General features: G+C 61.2%; 14 protein-coding genes. 12 read left to right on the forward strand and 2 right to left on the reverse strand.

Annotated elements, in window-relative coordinates:
- Positions 1-69 precede the first annotated feature (69 nt).
- The 12 genes from AC2T4A_RS27570 (at position 70) to AC2T4A_RS27625 (ending at position 12,159) form a co-directional block, all read left to right on the forward strand.
- The gene (locus AC2T4A_RS27570; protein ID WP_478377142.1) at positions 70-531 is read left to right on the forward strand and encodes an adenylyltransferase/cytidyltransferase family protein; all 462 of its coding nucleotides are present in this window, start codon (positions 70-72) and stop codon (positions 529-531) included.
- Between the two features lie 5 nt (positions 532-536).
- Positions 537-1,805: an oligosaccharide flippase family protein gene (locus AC2T4A_RS27575; RefSeq protein ID WP_478377143.1), complete on the forward strand. Its 1,269-nt coding sequence runs from the start codon at positions 537-539 to the stop codon at positions 1,803-1,805.
- Entirely contained in the window at positions 1,789-2,472 is a 684-nt protein-coding gene (locus AC2T4A_RS27580; protein ID WP_478377144.1) for a CDP-alcohol phosphatidyltransferase family protein, read from the forward strand. The genes AC2T4A_RS27575 and AC2T4A_RS27580 overlap by 17 nt, the downstream gene beginning before the upstream one ends.
- A 751-nt stretch (positions 2,473-3,223) precedes the next feature.
- Positions 3,224-3,598, forward strand: a complete 375-nt coding sequence (locus AC2T4A_RS27585) for a hypothetical protein (protein ID WP_478377145.1) — start codon at positions 3,224-3,226, stop codon at positions 3,596-3,598.
- Positions 3,570-4,646: a glycosyltransferase family 4 protein gene (locus AC2T4A_RS27590; RefSeq protein WP_486742280.1), complete on the forward strand. Its 1,077-nt coding sequence runs from the start codon at positions 3,570-3,572 to the stop codon at positions 4,644-4,646. Before AC2T4A_RS27585 ends, AC2T4A_RS27590 begins: the two co-directional genes overlap by 29 nt.
- A 25-nt stretch (positions 4,647-4,671) precedes the next feature.
- On the forward strand, positions 4,672-6,087 hold the full coding sequence (locus AC2T4A_RS27595) for an undecaprenyl-phosphate glucose phosphotransferase (protein ID WP_486742281.1): 1,416 nt from the start codon (positions 4,672-4,674) through the stop codon (positions 6,085-6,087).
- 163 nt (positions 6,088-6,250) lie between these two features.
- Positions 6,251-7,357 (forward strand): polysaccharide biosynthesis/export family protein, encoded by a 1,107-nt coding sequence (locus AC2T4A_RS27600; RefSeq protein WP_486742282.1) that lies wholly within the window; start codon positions 6,251-6,253, stop codon positions 7,355-7,357.
- 9 nt (positions 7,358-7,366) lie between these two features.
- A complete protein-coding gene (locus AC2T4A_RS27605; RefSeq protein WP_486742283.1) occupies positions 7,367-8,023 on the forward strand; it encodes a YjbF family lipoprotein in 657 nt (218 codons plus the stop codon).
- Positions 8,020-8,787, forward strand: coding sequence for a capsule biosynthesis GfcC family protein (locus AC2T4A_RS27610; protein WP_486742284.1), 768 nt, complete (start codon positions 8,020-8,022; stop codon positions 8,785-8,787). Before AC2T4A_RS27605 ends, AC2T4A_RS27610 begins: the two co-directional genes overlap by 4 nt.
- A 2-nt stretch (positions 8,788-8,789) precedes the next feature.
- A complete protein-coding gene (locus AC2T4A_RS27615) occupies positions 8,790-10,877 on the forward strand; it encodes a YjbH domain-containing protein (RefSeq protein ID WP_486742285.1) in 2,088 nt (695 codons plus the stop codon).
- Between the two features lie 95 nt (positions 10,878-10,972).
- Positions 10,973-11,371 carry a YbaY family lipoprotein gene (locus AC2T4A_RS27620; protein ID WP_416747595.1) on the forward strand — a complete coding sequence of 133 codons (399 nt, stop codon included), beginning with the start codon at positions 10,973-10,975 and terminating at the stop codon, positions 11,369-11,371.
- Between the two features lie 110 nt (positions 11,372-11,481).
- The gene (locus AC2T4A_RS27625) at positions 11,482-12,159 is read left to right on the forward strand and encodes a DUF4197 domain-containing protein (RefSeq protein ID WP_478377153.1); all 678 of its coding nucleotides are present in this window, start codon (positions 11,482-11,484) and stop codon (positions 12,157-12,159) included.
- A gap of 105 nt (positions 12,160-12,264) precedes the next feature.
- On the opposite strand, the gene AC2T4A_RS27630 is transcribed toward AC2T4A_RS27625, so the two are convergent.
- On the reverse strand, positions 12,265-15,333 hold the full coding sequence (locus AC2T4A_RS27630) for an efflux RND transporter permease subunit (protein ID WP_486742286.1): 3,069 nt from the start codon (positions 15,331-15,333) through the stop codon (positions 12,265-12,267).
- Between the two features lie 6 nt (positions 15,334-15,339).
- Complete coding sequence (locus tag AC2T4A_RS27635) at positions 15,340-16,443, reverse strand: efflux RND transporter periplasmic adaptor subunit (RefSeq protein WP_416747589.1); 1,104 nt, start codon at positions 16,441-16,443, stop codon at positions 15,340-15,342.
- Positions 16,444-16,493: the final 50 nt, after the last annotated feature.

The raw sequence follows: 16,493 nt of genomic DNA on the forward strand, positions 1-16,493 counted from the left end.
CCAAAAATCCTGGGGCGGTAGCGTGCCGACGCCTTGGTGTTGAGGCACGCGCCATGAACCCTGCGCTCAATGAAAACGACCGTTCTCACCTATGGTACCTTCGATCTTTTCCACCACGGCCACCTGAAACTACTGACCCGCCTGAAAGCCTTGGGCGATCGATTGATCGTTGGTGTTTCCACCGACGAGTTCAACGCCGGCAAGGGCAAGAAGACCATTATTCCGTTCGCCGATCGAATAGAAATCGTGCAATCGATCAAGTTCGTCGACCTGGCAATTCCGGAAACCGACTGGGGGCAGAAAGCGCGGGACATCGAGTCCTACGACGTAGCGATTCTCGGCATGGGACACGATTGGGAAGGGAAGTTCGATCACCTGAGTTCGTTGTGCAAGGTCGTCTACCTGCCTCGCACCGAAGGTATCTCCAGCACGCAGATCAAACAAAGCCTGGGCTATTTCGATAAGTCCCACCTCTCTGATCTGAAGGCTTCGCTCGATACCATCTCATCGATCATCGAGCGCCTTCGCTGACGCCCATGAGTTCGATTACACGGCTTTTCACCCATCCGCTGGCAGCAAACACGCTGGCTGCCAGCCTAACGCAGCTGGCCAACTTCCTACCGTTGCTCTTGTTGCCGATCCTCACCCAACGGCTGGGCATCGCCAGTTTCGGGTCGGTGGCGATGGTGCTTTCCCTCAGTCAGTTGTCGCTGATCATCACCGATTTCGGCTATGGCCTCTCGAGCACCTACAGGATCGCTTGCCATCGCGAAGAACCGCTGCTGATCGGCCGACTACTGGGCTCGGTATTCCTGGGAAAGTTGCCTCTCGTTGCCGGAGCGTCATTGATCGGCATGCTGGTTCCTATATTGATTCCAGCATACCGCCAGGATACTCCGCTCTTCGCCCTGGGCATTCTCGCCATCGTAGGCCAGGCGTATCAGGCCAATTGGCTGTTCATCGGCCTGGAGCGTATGAAGGTCATCACCTTCTACAACCTATCGACCAAGACGCTCTACCTACTGATCGTACTGTTGTTCGTCCACGATAGCCGCGACGCGTGGCTGGTAATTCTTGGTTGGGGCCTAGCCCAGCTGGCAGCGGCCGGACTTTCGATCGCACAGATCTACCGTTGCGGCTTTCGCGTGCTCAGGCCGCGGATGCACGAGGTCGTGCAAGAATTTCGCACAGCGTTGCCCTTCTTCACCTCACGAATCGCCGTCGCGACCTACACCTCGGCAGCCACGACTGTCGTCGGCCTGTCCGGACAGATCCAGGCAGCACAGTTCTATGCCTGTCAACAGGTCTATCGGATTGGCTCTGCCCTGCCGGTGAACCAGGTGCTCTATCCGTTCATGGCCAAGAATCGCAACTGGCGGGTGTTCCTGATGGTGACCCTGGGCTCTGCCTCGGCACTCGCCTTGCTGGCAAGCCTCCTCGCAGCCCTTTCCGGAGAAATTCTGCAAAGAGCTCTGGGCGAAGACTTCATCGCCGCCCGAGGCACTTTCATCGTCATGCTCGCCGCCATGGTGGCGAGTTATCTTGCCGCCGCATTCGGATATCCGGCCTTTGCCGCACTGGATCGTCTCGACCATGCCAACCGCACGGTCGTGCACGCCTCGATTGCCAACATCCTCGTGCTGGCATGCCTCTATGTTTTCGACCAAATCAACGCCCGCAACGTCGCCCTGGCAATCCTGGCGACAGAACTTCTGGTGTTAGTGCTGCGTATCCGCGCACTCCTGAGTTGCCGCAAATCTCTTCCCCAACCAATCACTACCGACAGCCATGCCGACCATTACTGAAATCAAGCAGTCCATGCCACGGGACAAGAGCCACTACGACCGCTGGGGAAATCCGGCGGCCTACTTCTGTGCCAGGCCACTGTCCTATCCCATCACCGCACTCTTCATCGCCCTGGGCATGAGCGCCAATGCGGCGTCTGCCGCCTCCATCGTGTTTGCCCTGCTCTCCATCGCCGCAGCGGCGATGGCGTCATCAGCCTGGCTGGTCGGTGGACTCGTTATGATGTGGCTCATACTCGACTGCGTGGACGGCAACATTGCCCGCTATACGCGCACTGGTTCCAATCGAGGTGAATTCCTCGACGCCATGGGCGGCTACACCATCACAGCAGGCCTCTACCTGGCGATTGGCTACGGCACAGGAGATATCGAAAGCCTGGCGCTGGGCGCACTGGCCAGCATCTTTTCGCTCTTCTCCCGATTGATTCTGAACAAGGTCAACGTACTGGCAGGAGCACGCCGAGATGGATCAGGGGACACCGGTTCGGGCACGGTGGCCATGTGGTTGCTGTCCATCTACAACCTCTCCGGCATCGGCATGCTGCTGCTGATCCTGGCCATCCTGTTCAAGCATGAAGCGGGGTATCTCGCATTCCAGGCACTGACCGGGGCGGCCCTCACCGGCGGAGCATTCCTGCAAGGCTGGAGGAAGCTTCACGCAAGCTGACCTCCGGCCATTGTCCCGGACGCTCAGTTGCATCGTCGTCTTCCTGGTGGCACGTCCCAAAAGTTGCCTCTATGCAGGAAGCACCCGATCCCGCTGATGCTTCGGCTGAACACGCCAGGAGCACTGCACTTGGGCGATTGCGTCCTTTTGGGAAGTCTGGGGTTGCAACTGAGCTGTTCATCAGTCACGAGAACGTCGGTTATCTCGGTGGGTATCTGCTCGTGTTCATCCTGATACCGACCTTCTTCTACCTGCTATCTCTGCTGTACAACGAACAGACTCAGACAACCATTTTTCAAACACTGACACTCTGCATTCGAGTAGTAGCTGTGGTCGGAATTCTCTCTCCTGCACGCAGCACTGACCGTCGATTATCTCAGTCTCCCCCATCTGTCGGCTGGAGGCGGTGATGATGTTATTTCCGTCTGGCGGCGCAACAACCAGCGCGGGGACTTGTTCAAGCCGGTTTACACCTACAACAACGGCAACATCTACGGCCTAAGCATGGCCACGCTAACCCCGCTCTGCTTCCGCCTCGAACACCGCCCGCTCTTCAAGATGATCCTGGTCGCCAGTATGCCCCCCTCCCTCTCTCGCACGTCGTGGTTACTCACCGCCCTCGCCTTGCTGATGACCTACGGAGGAAGGACTCACACTTCGTCTGCTAATTGCTCTGGTCGCAAGCCTCGTTCCCTGCGCGGCAGCCGCCATATTCGCCTCCACCATCTATCTCGGCGGTGATCGCATCCTGATGGATAGCTCTCTGAGCAATCTTGATCAGTTCTTCTTGATGCTTAATGAGTTCCGGCTCATGCCTCAGGAGCCGATTTCAGCCATCACTGAAACTCCCTACCTGTCGATCTATCACGACTTCGGCCTGATAGGCCTGGCCTGCTTCTCCCTTTTCTTCATCTCGCCGTTGCTGATCGGAAATCCGAGCCCGTTCAGTCTCCGCCTCCGCCCCGATCTGCGCGCGGTAAAAACGGGAGTACAGATCTTTTTGTTCGTCGCCCTGAACGACTCGGCACCGCTCTTCGTGCCGAGTTTCTCTTGCTACGGATTTCTCGCATTCCTGAAACTTTCCCTGTCACGCCGCCATGAACGAACTTTCCCTCCGTACCCTTAAGATCCTCCACGTTGCAGAGACCATCCAGGGAGGTGTCGCCACCTACCTGGAGACACTGGACAAGACATCATCCCACGACAATCGGTATCTGATCCCAGGTAGCCAGCGCGAGTGCATCGCCATCGGTGGCTCGAAGCTCCTGCTGTTCAAGGGAGACCGACGCATCAGCCGTGCGGCTCATCTTTTCCAGGCACTGCACAAGGCACTCAAGCAGGACCGCTATGACCTGATCCACCTGCACAGCTCCCTGGCCGGCTATATTTTCGTGTTGCGCCGGCTGATGCTGTTGAAGAATCCCCCTGCAATCTATTGCGCCCATGGCTGGTCATTCCTGCGCGAAACCTCGCGTATAGAGAACCTGGCCAGCCGGTCACTGGACCTCCTCACCGGAATTCTCTCCGACGGCATTATTCATATTTCCAGGACCGAGCAGCAGCGAGCGGCATTCATACCCAATGGCAATCAGGTAATCATCTACAACCCTGTCGACCCGCATTATCTGTCCGGCCTGCCCTGGCAAGGTCGCAAGCTGGACAGCACGGTTCTGTTCGTCGGCCGACTGGACCGCCAGAAGGGGTTCGACCTCCTCTACCGCGCGTTCACCAGCCCATCCCTCAGAAATGTCCAACTGCTGGTCGCTGGCTCAGCGGTATTGGAGGGCCACGAATACGTCGCCACCGACAATATTCGGTTCCTGGGATGGCAGGACAAGAACTCCCTGTCCGAGCTCTATGAACGAGCGACTCTGACGATCATGCCGTCTCGCTGGGAAGGCTTCGGACTGGTTGCCATCGAGTCCCTCGCCAAAGGCACGCCGGTACTGGTCAACCAGACAGGCTCGTTGCCGGAAATAGTTTCCCCCGTGGGACTGGTTGCGGATCTTTCCAGCGAAGAAACGTTGATCAGGCATATCAAGAGCGCCCTCTCGGCAGGCACGACTCGCCCCCCCGAAGAACTGCGCGACTTTGTTCGCCAACGCTTCGCACCCGACAGATTCGCCCGCGAGCTCTCGGAGTTCTACGCCCGCACCCTGCGCCTCACCGCCTGAACCAATTGTCCTAGAGACTCACTCGATGAACAGAAGAGATCGCGGAATCCTGCGCGCCCATCAGGCCGGCATATCCGTCATTCAAAGACTGCTCGACCTGTTGATCATCCTGATCACCGTAGTCTGCCTTTACGTCTTCCAGGGAATACAGCAGAACCGGGACATGCTGGCGGTTGCTGCCTTTACACTGCTGGCCTTTTCCCTGCTCGCCGATACAGTCGGCCTCTATGGTTCCTGGCGGGGTGAACGAATTCGGGACGAACTTCAAAAAATAACCGGCACCTGGCTGGTGAGTGCACTGGTGCTCATCAGCACGGACAAGCTGCTGCTCGATCCGAAGCCCACCTATGTCTTGCAGCTCTCGCTATTGGCCGGCCTCCCCCTGCTGGCCCTGGCGATCTACCGCATACTCCTTCGAAAAGCTCTGAAAGCCCTGCGATACCATGGGTTCAATACCCGGAAAGTAGCAGTCGTGGGAGCTGGTTCGCTCGGGGTTCGACTGGCGGGAAACATTGCGAGGGCTCCCTGGATGGGGCTTGAACTTCTCGGTTTCTACGATGACGAGCGAGTCGAACCAGTGACGCTTCCGGGCAGCCGAGTACAATTGGGAGTGTCCGGCAATCTCGAGCAATTGGTGCAGCAGGCCCGCGCCGGGGCTCTCGACCGCATCTACATTGCACTGCCCATGCGCAGCGAAGAACGTATTCGCTGGCTGGTCGATCAGCTCAGCGATACCACCGCGTCGGTCTACATCGTTCCGGATGTCTTCGTCTTCAACCTGCTTCACGCGCGCGCGGAAAACATTGATGGCATCCCGACCATCAGCATCTTCGATAGTCCGATGGCGGGAACCGGGGCCCTGGTCAAACGTCTGGAGGACATCCTGCTGTCATCCGTAATTCTCTGCCTCATCGCCCTTCCCATGCTGCTGATCTCTGCCGCGATCAAACTCACTTCGCGAGGCCCTGTGTTCTTCCGCCAGAAGCGTTACGGCATCGACGGTCGCCCGATCGAAGTGTGGAAGTTCCGCAGCATGCAGGTAATGGAGAATGGCGCGACAGTCACCCAGGCCACGCGCAACGACAGCCGCATAACGCCGGTAGGGGCATTCCTGCGCCGGACTTCGCTGGATGAGTTGCCGCAGTTCATCAACGTGTTCATGGGTGATATGTCCATCGTCGGCCCCCGCCCCCATGCCATCGCACACAACGAGGAATATCGCGGACAGATCAGCAGCTACATGCTGCGCCACAAGGTAAAGCCGGGGATCACAGGCTGGGCCCAGGTGAACGGCTGGCGAGGTGAAACCGATACGCTGGAAAAAATGCAAAAACGCGTCGAGTTCGACTTGGCCTATATCAACAACTGGTCCCTCTGGTGGGATCTGAAAATCGTCTTTCTGACCTTGTTCAAGGGCTTCGTGCACCAGAACGCGTACTGATCGAACCACTCCTCTGTTAGCGAAATTCCTGCTTTTACCTAGTCGCCTTTTCCTACATCCCCAACAGGCACGAGTTGCTACCGTGCGCTGCCTTCTGGCGCGTTCCCTTTGCCATCGAAACTGGCGCCTAGCGCCTTCCGATCCCTTCCGTTGTGTAGCCCTCATGATCCGTCCGTTATCGCTTGCCATCGTATCCGCCCTTGCGCTTCAGGGATGCATGTTCTCCCCTGGCCAGAACCTGGAAACAGGTAGGCTGGTGCAGGCAGACTCTGCCGAGTCGAGCCGCATCCAGCTGGTGCAGATCACCCCCAAGCTGTTGACCGTGGAAGCTGCAACGCAGCAGCAACGCTCGATTCCTCAGGAGCTGCTCGGCTACCAACCGGAGAGCTATCGAATCGGCGCGGGGGATCTGCTGTACATCACCGTGTGGGACCATCCGGAACTGACTTCCCCGGCCGGACAACAGCAGCAATTGGATGCCAACGGCCGCCTGGTGCGTCCTGACGGCACGCTGTTCTATCCCTACATCGGCCAAATCCATGTTGGCGGCCGAACCATCGAAGAGGTGCGCGGAAACATCACCAGCGCCCTGGCCGCCTATGTCGAGCAACCGCAGGTGGATATCGCCGTCTTGCGTTACGGGAGCCAGCGTATCGTGCTCAATGGCGCCTTCTTGAAGGCGGGCCCGCAGGCCATTACTGCCACTCCGCTCTCACTGATGGAAGCCATCGGCACCGCCGAGCTGGACACTACTAATGCGGACCTCTCCGGCCTCACGCTCAAGCGCGATGGCAAGGTCTTCAGCTTGAATCTGGATGCCCTGAACACCGCACAGGATACGGACCTGTACAGCGTTTACCTCAAGGATGGCGACCGGCTCTACCTGCCCTACAACGACCGCAAGAAGGTCTACCTGATGGGTGAGGTCAATGCGCCGCGGGCGCTGACCTTCAAGACACACGAGATGAACCTGGCCGATGCTCTGGGCAGTGTCGGCGGTCTCAACCAGACCACGGCCAACGGCAAGGCGGTGTACGTGATCCGTGGGGTGGAGAACCTCGAGCAGGAGCCCGCCAAGGTATTCCAGCTCGACGCTAACTCTCCTACGGCTTTCATCCTCGCCCAGCAATTCCAGCTGCAGCCGCAGGATGTGGTGTACGTCGGCCCGGCCGGGGTGACGCGCTGGAACCGTCTGATCAGCCAGTTGGTGCCCTCTGCCGGCATTCTGGGGACTGGCTCCTCCATTCAGCACAACCTCAACACCAACTGATCCGGCGTCATGAACCCCCTTCGCCTGATCGCGCTGACAGCGCTAGCCAGCTGTCTGTGCGCCTGTAATCCCTTGATGCACGCCTCGTTGAATACTCTTGGCGGCAGCCTCAGCGGTCCCGCTGCGCTCGAGCTCACTCGTGCGCAAGTCGATGCGCTGCCCTATTACCAGATCGAAGTGACGAGCGAGTATGGATCGGCGGTCATGGCATTGGTGCGGGTGCGAGGCGACCTGCAGTACTGGCAAGCCTCCTCACGCCAACTGCTGTTACTGCAGGACGGCGTGGTGGTGCGCACCCTGGGCTTTCCAGACGAGCTGCTGGGAACCCGCTTCCCAACGAATGCGCCCTTCCATGATGGACTGCAGCGCGTCGTTGACGATCAGCCCAGCCAACGCTGGGTCGACCTCGGTCCCGGCTATCAATTGGACCTTCCGCTCACCGGCAGCTTCCACCGCGCTGGCGTGGAAACCGTGCGAATCCTGCATCTGGACTACGCCTTGCTGCGCGTTGACGAACACCTGAAATCCCCACTCAAGAACCTGTCCGCCACCAACAGCTACTGGGTCGACCCCAGCGACGGCTTCGTGATGAAGAGCCGACAACAAGTAACTCCCAGCCTGAGCGTTACCCTCACGCAGCTGCGTCCGTTCCGGGGGCAGCCATGAGGGTTGTCCGCGGCGGTCTATTGCTGATCGGCCTCTTTGCCAGCGCGGCAGTCTTGGCAAACACCCGAATCGAGCTGCTAGGGGACCTGCCTTCCCCAGGAGAAAAGGAAATCGTCGCAGGCTTGCGCCTGGGAGAACTGCTGCAACAGGCACAGATTAGCCCCGACGGCTATTGGCTGGGTGCATCGTGGTTACGCGAGAGCCTGAAGCAGGAACAGAAGCGGCTGAAGGCCGGCGTGCTATTCGACCTGATCCAGGTTCAGCGCCTTGCCCTCCTCCAACAGAAGCCAGAGCTTGCCGCGGCCGCGAAACATCTCGAGGAACAAGTCACGGCACTTCCGGTGACGGGTCGTCGGTTCTATCACCTCGACCCGCTGGCCGTGGAACTGAACACAGCGCACTCCCCCCGGCTACAGGGCGGCGACCGACTGATCTTCCCTTACCGCCCGACCACCGTGGCCGTAAGAGGAGCCGTACGCGACAGCTGCGAGTTGCCCTTCGTGGCGCTGCAACAGGCGTATCGCTACGCGCAGCAGTGCCCCGCGCTGGTCGACGCGGATCCGGACTACCTCTACCTGATCCAGCCGGATGGGCACGTTAGCCGTCTGGGCATTGCCTTGTGGAATCGAGAAGAAGCGGCACCGCCGGCACCTGGCGCCACCTTGCTGGTGCCACTTGACGCCGCGCAGATCAAGGACAGCGCCCCCAACCTCAACCAGGAGTTGGCCGAGTTCCTGGCGACTCAACCCTTGTCGTCGGAGTAACCATGAATCGCCGTCACGGCCTCTATCTGCTGCTGGCCGGCGCCAGCCTGGCCAGCGCAGAGCCACGCGTCACCCAGAGCGACTTCGGCGGCGCCGGCCTGCTGCAGACCCCCACTGCGCGCATGGCGCCGGCCGGCGAGATCAGCGTCAACGCGAACCGCACCGATCCCTACTCGCGCTACAGCTTTTCATTGCAGCCTTTCGACTGGATGGAGGGCACTTTCCGCTATACCTCGATCAGCAACCGCAAGTACGGCGCAGAGGACTTCAGCGGCAACCAGAGCTACAAGGACAAAGCCTTCGACGTCAAATTCCGCCTGCTCCAGGAAAGCCGCTGGATACCGGAAGTATCGTTGGGCGGCCGGGATATCGGCGGCACCGGCTTGTTCTCCAGCGAATACTTCGTGGGTAACAAGCGCGTTGGTGACGTTGATTTCAGCCTGGGGCTCGCCTGGGGTTACATCGGCAATCGCGGTCAGCTGGATAACCCGCTGGGCTGGATCGATGACAGATTCAATACGCGCCCAAAATCCGAAGGCACTGGCGAGCTCAGCTCCAACAGCTACTTCCGCGGTCGTCCCTCCCCGTTCGGTGGCATCAACTGGCAGACACCCTGGGAACCGCTCTCGTTCAAGCTCGAGTACGACGGCAACGATTACCAGCACGAGCCGCTGAGCGACAACCAGAAACAGAGTTCGCCCTTCAATATCGGCCTGGTCTACAAGGCCGCGGACTGGGTCGACCTCACCGCCGCCTTCGAGCGTGGCAACACCGCCATGTTCGGCATCACGCTGCACACCAACTTCGTGACCCGCACAACACCGGCGAAGGTTCGTGATCCTGCACCGGAGCCCCTGGCTGATACCTCATCTGGAAAGCCGCTCGACACCGTGGACTGGGCCGACGTCTCCCATCGCATCGAGGAGAACGCCGGCTACAAAGTGCAGCGCATCACCCGCAAGGACAGCGAAGTCGTGGTCTATGGCGAGCAGACACATTTCCTCTACCCGCCCGAAGGTGTAGGCCGCACCGCGCGAATACTCGACAACAGTACCGATGAAGACATCCGCTGGTTTACCGTGGTCGATACCCGCTACGGCCAACCCATGGTCGAAACCAGCGTACCGCGACAGGTATTTCGCGACGTGGCGAACCAGGAGCGCCCGCTGGACGACCTGCGCAGGAGCACCGAGCAGAATCAACCGCTGCCGCAACGCGAAGAACTGCTTTACCAGCAGCGACCGAACCCGTTCAGCTACAACCTGGGCCTGGGCTACAACCAGAGCATTGGCGGGCCCGATAACTTCCTGCTGTACCAGTTCACCGCCGACCTGGAGAGCGAGTACCGCTTCACCCCGAGCCTTTGGTGGAACGGCCTTCTCAGCGTGAACCTGTTCAACAACTACGACAACTTCACCTACGACGCGCCCAGCAACCTGCCACGCGTGCGCACTGACATCCGCCAGTACATGACCACTTCCAATGCCATGCTGCCGACCTTCCAGTTGAACAAAACCATACGCCTGGAACAGGACCTGTACGGGATGGTCTATGGCGGCTACCTGGAAACCATGTACGCCGGCGTGGGCGGCGAATTGCTGTACCGGCCGATGGGCCAGGACTGGGCGCTGGGCGCCAACCTCGACCTGGTGCGCCAGCGCGACTTCGACCAGCATGTCGGCCTACGCGACTACCAGACTGCAACCGGCTTCGCCACGCTGTACTGGCAGACCGGCTTCGAAGGCGTGCTCGCGCAGATAAGCGCAGGCCGCTACCTGGCCCGCGACTGGGGCGGCACGCTCGACCTCTCGCGCCAGTTCCACAACGGCGTGCGCTTCGGCGCCTGGGCAACCCTCACCACCGCCAACAAGGAAGCCTACGGCGAAGGCAGCTTCGACAAGGGCATCTACGTCTCCATACCCTTCGATGAATTGATGAGCAGCTCTACCATGCGCCGCACCAACCTTTCCTGGGACCCGCTGACCCGTGATGGGGGAGCGCGACTCAACCATGACTATTCGCTCTATGACCTCACCGATACTCGCGATCCGGTGATGTTCCAGAACCTCTTCGGGCGAATTGTCGAGTAGCACGAAGCGACGCCAAACATTGCGTGAATCATGGTGAGGAAACCAAAGTCATCCACAATGGTCAGACGCCCTTCGTGTTAAAGGAGAGTCTCACCATGAAAGCCCTGCCCCTACTGCTGATGACCGGCCTGCTCGCCGCCTGTGGCACCACTGCCTCCGGCGACAAGGCGTCGCTGGATGGCGAAGTCTTTTACCTGCAGCGCATCGCCCTGCCGCCGAGCGCGCAGGTTACCGTCAGCCTGCAGGACGTTTCCCTGGCGGACGCTCCGGCCGTCGATCTGGCGCAACAGCAGTTACAGTCCGGACGCCAGGTCCCACTCGCATTCCACCTCGACTACGACCGCAGCCAGGTCAAACCGGGGCACAGTTATGCGGTCAGCGCGCGCATCGAAGACAACGGTCGCCTGCTGTTCATCACCACCGAGCGTCACAGCGTCAAACTCGACGGCAGCGATCCGCAACCGCTGCGAGTGCGCGTCGACCCCGTGCGCTGATTCACCGCGCCGCCGGGTTTTCCCTGGCGGCCTTCCTCCGTTAATCTCCCTCCTCCATTCTCCACCCCGGTGGCCGGACCGGCCGCTGGGTTTCGCCCAAGGAAGTATCGATGCTGCGATTCCCCGTTCTGCTGGCCGGCGCCCTGCTGTCCGTCAATGCCTTCGCCCTGTCCCTCTCCGACCTCAGCCAGAGCGACGCCACCGGCGGCCTGAAGGATGCGCTGACTCAGGGCGCACAAGTGGCCGTGAAACAGCTCAGCCAGCCCGGCGGTTTCAGCAATGACCCGGCCGTGCGCATCGAACTGCCCGGCAAACTGGGCAAGGCCGCCAAGACCATGAAGCAGTTCGGCATGGGTGCCCAGGTCGACCAACTCGAAGCGAGCATGAACAAGGCGGCCGAGGCGGCCATGCCGCAAGCACAGGTACTGCTGGTGGATGCAGTGAAAAAGATGAGCGTGACCGATGCCAAGGGCATCCTCCAGGGCGGCGACCACTCCGCCACGGATTACCTGAACCGCAGCAGCCGCGAACAGCTGCGCGCCAAGTTCCTGCCGATCATCAAGCAGGCCACCGACCAGGTTGGCGTAGCCAAGCAGTACAACGCCTTCGCCAGCCAGGCCGCTGCCTTCGGCGTGGTCGATGCGAAGAATGCCAATATCGAGAACTACGTGACCGAGGAAGCGCTGGACGGCCTGTTCAAGCTCATCGCCGAGCAGGAGAAGACCATTCGCCAGAACCCCACTGCCGCGGCCACTGGCCTGGCGAAGAAGGTGTTCGGAGTGCTTTGATCGGCTATGTGCCGAGAGCGGCGTAGCGTTCGCGAGCTCGTTCCTACCAGTAAAAGAAAAAGCCCGGCAGATGCCGGGCTTTTTCATGAACTCACGTCACCGCAGCTAGGCCTCTTTCTTCACCCTGAACCAAGCTGCATAGAGCGCAGGCAGGAACAGCAGGGTCAGCGCTGTGGCGACGATCAGGCCGCCCATGATCGCCACCGCCATCGGCCCGAAGAACACGCTGCGCGACAGCGGGATCATCGCCAGCACGGCGGCCAGGGCGGTGAGCACGATGGGGCGGAAGCGTCGCACCGTGGCCTCGATGATGGCGTGCCAGGTGTCCAGGCCCTGGGCGCGGTCCTGTTCGATCTGGTCCACGAGGATCACCGAGTTACGCATGATCATCCCCGCCAGCGCGATGGTGCCGAGCATGGCGACGAAGCCGAACGGCTTCTGGAACACCAGCAGGAACAGGGTCACGCCGATCAGCCCCAGCGGCGCGGTGAGGAACACCATGATCATCCGCGAGAAGCTGCGCAGCTGGATCATCAGCAGGCTAAGCACCACCACGATGAACAACGGCACACCAGCATTCACCGAGCTCTGGCCCTTGGCAGAATCCTCCACGGTGCCGCCGACGTCCAGCAGGTAGCCGTCGGGCAGTTCGGCGCGAATCGGGTCAAGTGTCGGCGAAATCTGCTTCACCAGGGTCGCTGGTAGCGAGTCATCGTAGATATCGGCACGCACGGTCACCGTGGGCAGGCGGTTGCGCCGCCAGATGATGCCTTCCTCGAAGCCGTATTCCAGCGTCGCCACTTGCGACAGTGCCACGCTGCGGCCGCTGCTGGTCTGCATCGACAGGCTGGGCAACTGCGACAGGTCATGCCGGCCGCGCTCGTCGCCGCGCAAGAGGATTTCGATCAGCTCGTTGTCCTCGCGGTAGTAGCTGACGGTGGAGCCGGTCAGCGAGCTCTGCAGGAACTGCGAGATGTCCGAGGTACTCACGCCCAGGGCACGGGCGCGCTCCTGGTCGATGTCGAGGAAGATCGCCTTGCTCGGCTCCTCCCAGTCCAGGTGCACGTTCACCACGTGGGGGTTTTCGCGCATCTTTTCCGCGACCTTGCGCGCCAGCTCGCGGACCTCCGGGATGTGCTCGCCGGAGACGCGGAACTGCACCGGGTAGCCCACCGGCGGACCGTTCTCCAGGCGGCTGATACGGGTGCGCAGGGTCGGGAAATCTTCGTTCATGTGCTTGATCAGCCACTGACGAATTTCCTCGCGCGATTCGAGACTCTTCGCCAGCACCACGAATTGCGCGAAGCTCGCTGCGGGCAGTTGCTGGTCCAGCGGCAGGTAGAAGCGCGGCGAGCCGGTGCCGACATAGGCCACGTAGTTGTCGATGCCCGGATGCTCGGCGAGCATTTTCTCCAGGCGATTGACCTGCTCTGTGGTGGCGGTGAGTGAGTCGCCCTCAGCCAGCTTCAGGTCCACCAGCAATTCCAGGCGCGCCGACGGCGGGAAGAACTGCTGCGGCACCAGGCGGAACAGCATGATCGAGCCGATGAAGGCGGCTACGGTCAGCAGGATCACCGTCTTGCGGTAACGCACGCACCACTCCACCACGCGCCGGAAGCGCTGGTAGAAGGCGGTGGAATATGGGTCATGGCCCTTGTCGCTGCCGCCGTGCTTTTCCGCATGACGCTTGGCGAGATCCGGCAGCAGCTTTTCGCCCAGGTAGGGCACGAAAACCACGGCGGCGATCCACGACACCAGCAGTGCGATGGTCACCACCTGGAACAGCGAGCGGGTGTATTCGCCGGTGCCGGACTGCGCGGTGGCGATCGGCAGGAAGCCGGCGGCCGTGACCAACGTGCCCGTGAGCATCGGGAAGGCCGTACTGGTCCAGGCGTAACTCGCTGCCTTGAGCCGGTCGTAGCCCTGCTCCATCTTCACCGCCATCATCTCCACGGCGATGATCGCGTCGTCCACCAGCAGCCCCAGCGCCAGCACCAGCGCGCCGAGGGAAATCTTGTGCAGGCCGATGCCGAAGTAGTACATGCAGGCGAAGGTCATCGCCAGCACCAGCGGGATCGACAGCGCTACCACCAGGCCGGTGCGCAGGCCGAGGGAGAAGAAGCTCACCAGCAGTACGATGATCAGCGCCTCGGCCAGCACGCGGACAAACTCGCCGACGCCCTCACGCACCGCCGCCGGCTGGTCGGACACCTTGCGCAGGTCCATGCCCGCCGGCAGCGTCTGCTGCAGGCGCTCGAACTCGGTGTCGAGCTTCTTGCCCAGCACGAGGATGTCGCCGCCGTCCTTCATGGCCACGGCGATGCCGATGGCGTCCTCGCCCATGAAGCGCATACGCGGCGCGGGCGGATCGTTGAAGCCACGGTGCACGTCGGCTACATCGCCGATGCGGAAGGTGCGGTCGCCGACGCGGATCGGGAAGGAGCGGATGTCCTCCACCGAATCGAAGCGCCCGGACACGCGCAGTTGCACGCGGTCTGTCGCGGTCTCGAAGAAGCCGGTGGCGGTCACCGCGTTCTGCTCTTCCAGCGCCTTCTGTACCGCCGCCAACGGCAGGCCGAGTGTGGCGAGCTTGGTGTTGGACAGATCAATCCAGATCTTCTCGTCCTGCAGGCCGACCAGTTCGACCTTGCCCACGTCCTTGATCCGCTGCAGTTGCAGCTGCAGGCGGTCGGCGTAGTCCTTGAGCACCGCGTAGTCGAAGCCCTTGCCCGACAATGCGTAGATGTTGCCGAAGGTGGTGCCGAACTCGTCGTTGAAGAACGGCCCCTGGATGCCCTGCGGCAAGGTGTAGCGGATGTCGTTGACCTTCTTGCGGATCTGGTACCAGAGCTCGGGAATGTCGCGGGAATGGAAGTCCTCGCGGGCGACGAAGGTCACCTGGGATTCACCGGGGCGGGAGAAAGAAACGATGCGGTCGAAATCACCGGTCTCCATCAGCTTCTTCTCGATGCGCTCGGTGACCTGGCGCGAGACTTCCTCGGCGGTCGCGCCCGGCCAATTGGTCTTCACCACCATGGCCTTGAAGGTGAACGGCGGGTCCTCGCTCTGCCCCAGCTTGGTGTAGGACAACGTACCGACGATGCCCAGCAGGAGCATGAGGTACAGGACGATGGAGCGGTTCTGCAGCGCCCAGGCGGAAAGGTTGAATTGCATCGGGCGTTACTCCTTCGCCACCAGCTTGACCGACCGGTTCTCCCGGTCGACAGGCCGTACCTCCTGCCCTTCACGCAGCACCTGCACACCGGCCGCCACCACCCAGTCACCATCCTTCAGACCTTCAAGCACCGGCACGCGGTCTTCAGCATAGGGGCCAACGCGCACCAGACGACGGTGCAGGGTGGACGTCTTCGGATCGACCACCCAGACAAATGGCTGGCCGGCTTCCGAGGTCAGTGCGGCGAGCGGTACCGCCAGCGGCACAGCACCTTCGGCATGGATATAGACGCGGGCACTCTGGCCCAGCTCGGCCGGCACCTTGGCGTCGTCGAAGGCGACGCGCGCGGCAAAGGTGCGCGACTGCGGATCGGCCGCCGGCGACAGTTCGCGAATCTTGCCGCTGAAGCGTTTGTCACGCTGCGACCAGAGCTCGACGCTCACCGCCTCGCCGACCCGGAAGCGCTCGAAGGCGTGCTCGGGGAAGCTGATCAGCACTTCGCGGTCGCCGTCGGCGGCCAGGGTGAAGACGGTCTGCCCGGCGGCGACCACCTGCCCCACCTCCACCCGGCGGGTGGCGATCACGCCATCCTGCGGCGAGCGCAGCACCGCGTAGCCAGCCTGGTTGCTGGCCACATCGTATTCGGCGCGAATCTGCTTAACGCGCGCTTCGCCGGCGCGGTAGGTGTTCTCGATGTTGTCGAACTGCGACTGGCTGACCAGCTGGCGCTCCAGCAAGGTCTTGTAGCGGGTGTATTCGGAGCGCACCGTCTGCAGGTTGGCTTCGGCAGCAGCCACCTGGGCGCGCGTGGCTTCGAGTTGCAGGCGCACGTCCTCAGGATCGAGCTCCGCGAGCGGCTGGTCCTTCTTCACCCGTTCGCCGGTTTCCACCAGACGCTTGCTGACTTTTCCGCCGATGCGGAAGGCCAGTTCTGGCTCATGTCGGGCGTGCACTTCACCGGGATAAGCCTCGGTGATGTCCCGCGCCGGAAGCGGCTGCACCACGATGGCCGGACGCACAGCGGGCTTGGGTGGCTCGCCGTTACCGCAAGCAGAAAGGGAAAGGATGAAGGCAGCAGGCAGCGCGACAGACAGAGCATGGCGGAACATGATGTGTGACCTTTCGCAAAACGCGGTTGGAATTCTTATACTCCCCGGTA

Source organism: Pseudomonas sp. PVC-3-1 (assembly GCF_057444315.1).

What these genes read in the sequence shown, in the direction of transcription:
- AC2T4A_RS27570 (WP_478377142.1), top strand. Translation starts at nt 70, where the DNA reads ATGAAAACGACCGTTCTCACCTATGGTACCTTCGATCTTTTCCACCAC.
- AC2T4A_RS27575 (WP_478377143.1), top strand. Translation starts at nt 537, where the DNA reads ATGAGTTCGATTACACGGCTTTTCACCCATCCGCTGGCAGCAAACACG.
- AC2T4A_RS27580 (WP_478377144.1), top strand. Translation starts at nt 1,789, where the DNA reads ATGCCGACCATTACTGAAATCAAGCAGTCCATGCCACGGGACAAGAGC.
- AC2T4A_RS27585 (WP_478377145.1), top strand. Translation starts at nt 3,224, where the DNA reads ATGGATAGCTCTCTGAGCAATCTTGATCAGTTCTTCTTGATGCTTAAT.
- AC2T4A_RS27590 (WP_486742280.1), top strand. Translation starts at nt 3,570, where the DNA reads ATGAACGAACTTTCCCTCCGTACCCTTAAGATCCTCCACGTTGCAGAG.
- AC2T4A_RS27595 (WP_486742281.1), top strand. Translation starts at nt 4,672, where the DNA reads ATGAACAGAAGAGATCGCGGAATCCTGCGCGCCCATCAGGCCGGCATA.
- AC2T4A_RS27600 (WP_486742282.1), top strand. Translation starts at nt 6,251, where the DNA reads ATGATCCGTCCGTTATCGCTTGCCATCGTATCCGCCCTTGCGCTTCAG.
- AC2T4A_RS27605 (WP_486742283.1), top strand. Translation starts at nt 7,367, where the DNA reads ATGAACCCCCTTCGCCTGATCGCGCTGACAGCGCTAGCCAGCTGTCTG.
- AC2T4A_RS27610 (WP_486742284.1), top strand. Translation starts at nt 8,020, where the DNA reads ATGAGGGTTGTCCGCGGCGGTCTATTGCTGATCGGCCTCTTTGCCAGC.
- AC2T4A_RS27615 (WP_486742285.1), top strand. Translation starts at nt 8,790, where the DNA reads ATGAATCGCCGTCACGGCCTCTATCTGCTGCTGGCCGGCGCCAGCCTG.
- AC2T4A_RS27620 (WP_416747595.1), top strand. Translation starts at nt 10,973, where the DNA reads ATGAAAGCCCTGCCCCTACTGCTGATGACCGGCCTGCTCGCCGCCTGT.
- AC2T4A_RS27625 (WP_478377153.1), top strand. Translation starts at nt 11,482, where the DNA reads ATGCTGCGATTCCCCGTTCTGCTGGCCGGCGCCCTGCTGTCCGTCAAT.
- AC2T4A_RS27630 (WP_486742286.1), bottom strand. Translation starts at nt 15,333, where the DNA reads ATGCAATTCAACCTTTCCGCCTGGGCGCTGCAGAACCGCTCCATCGTC.
- AC2T4A_RS27635 (WP_416747589.1), bottom strand. Translation starts at nt 16,443, where the DNA reads ATGTTCCGCCATGCTCTGTCTGTCGCGCTGCCTGCTGCCTTCATCCTT.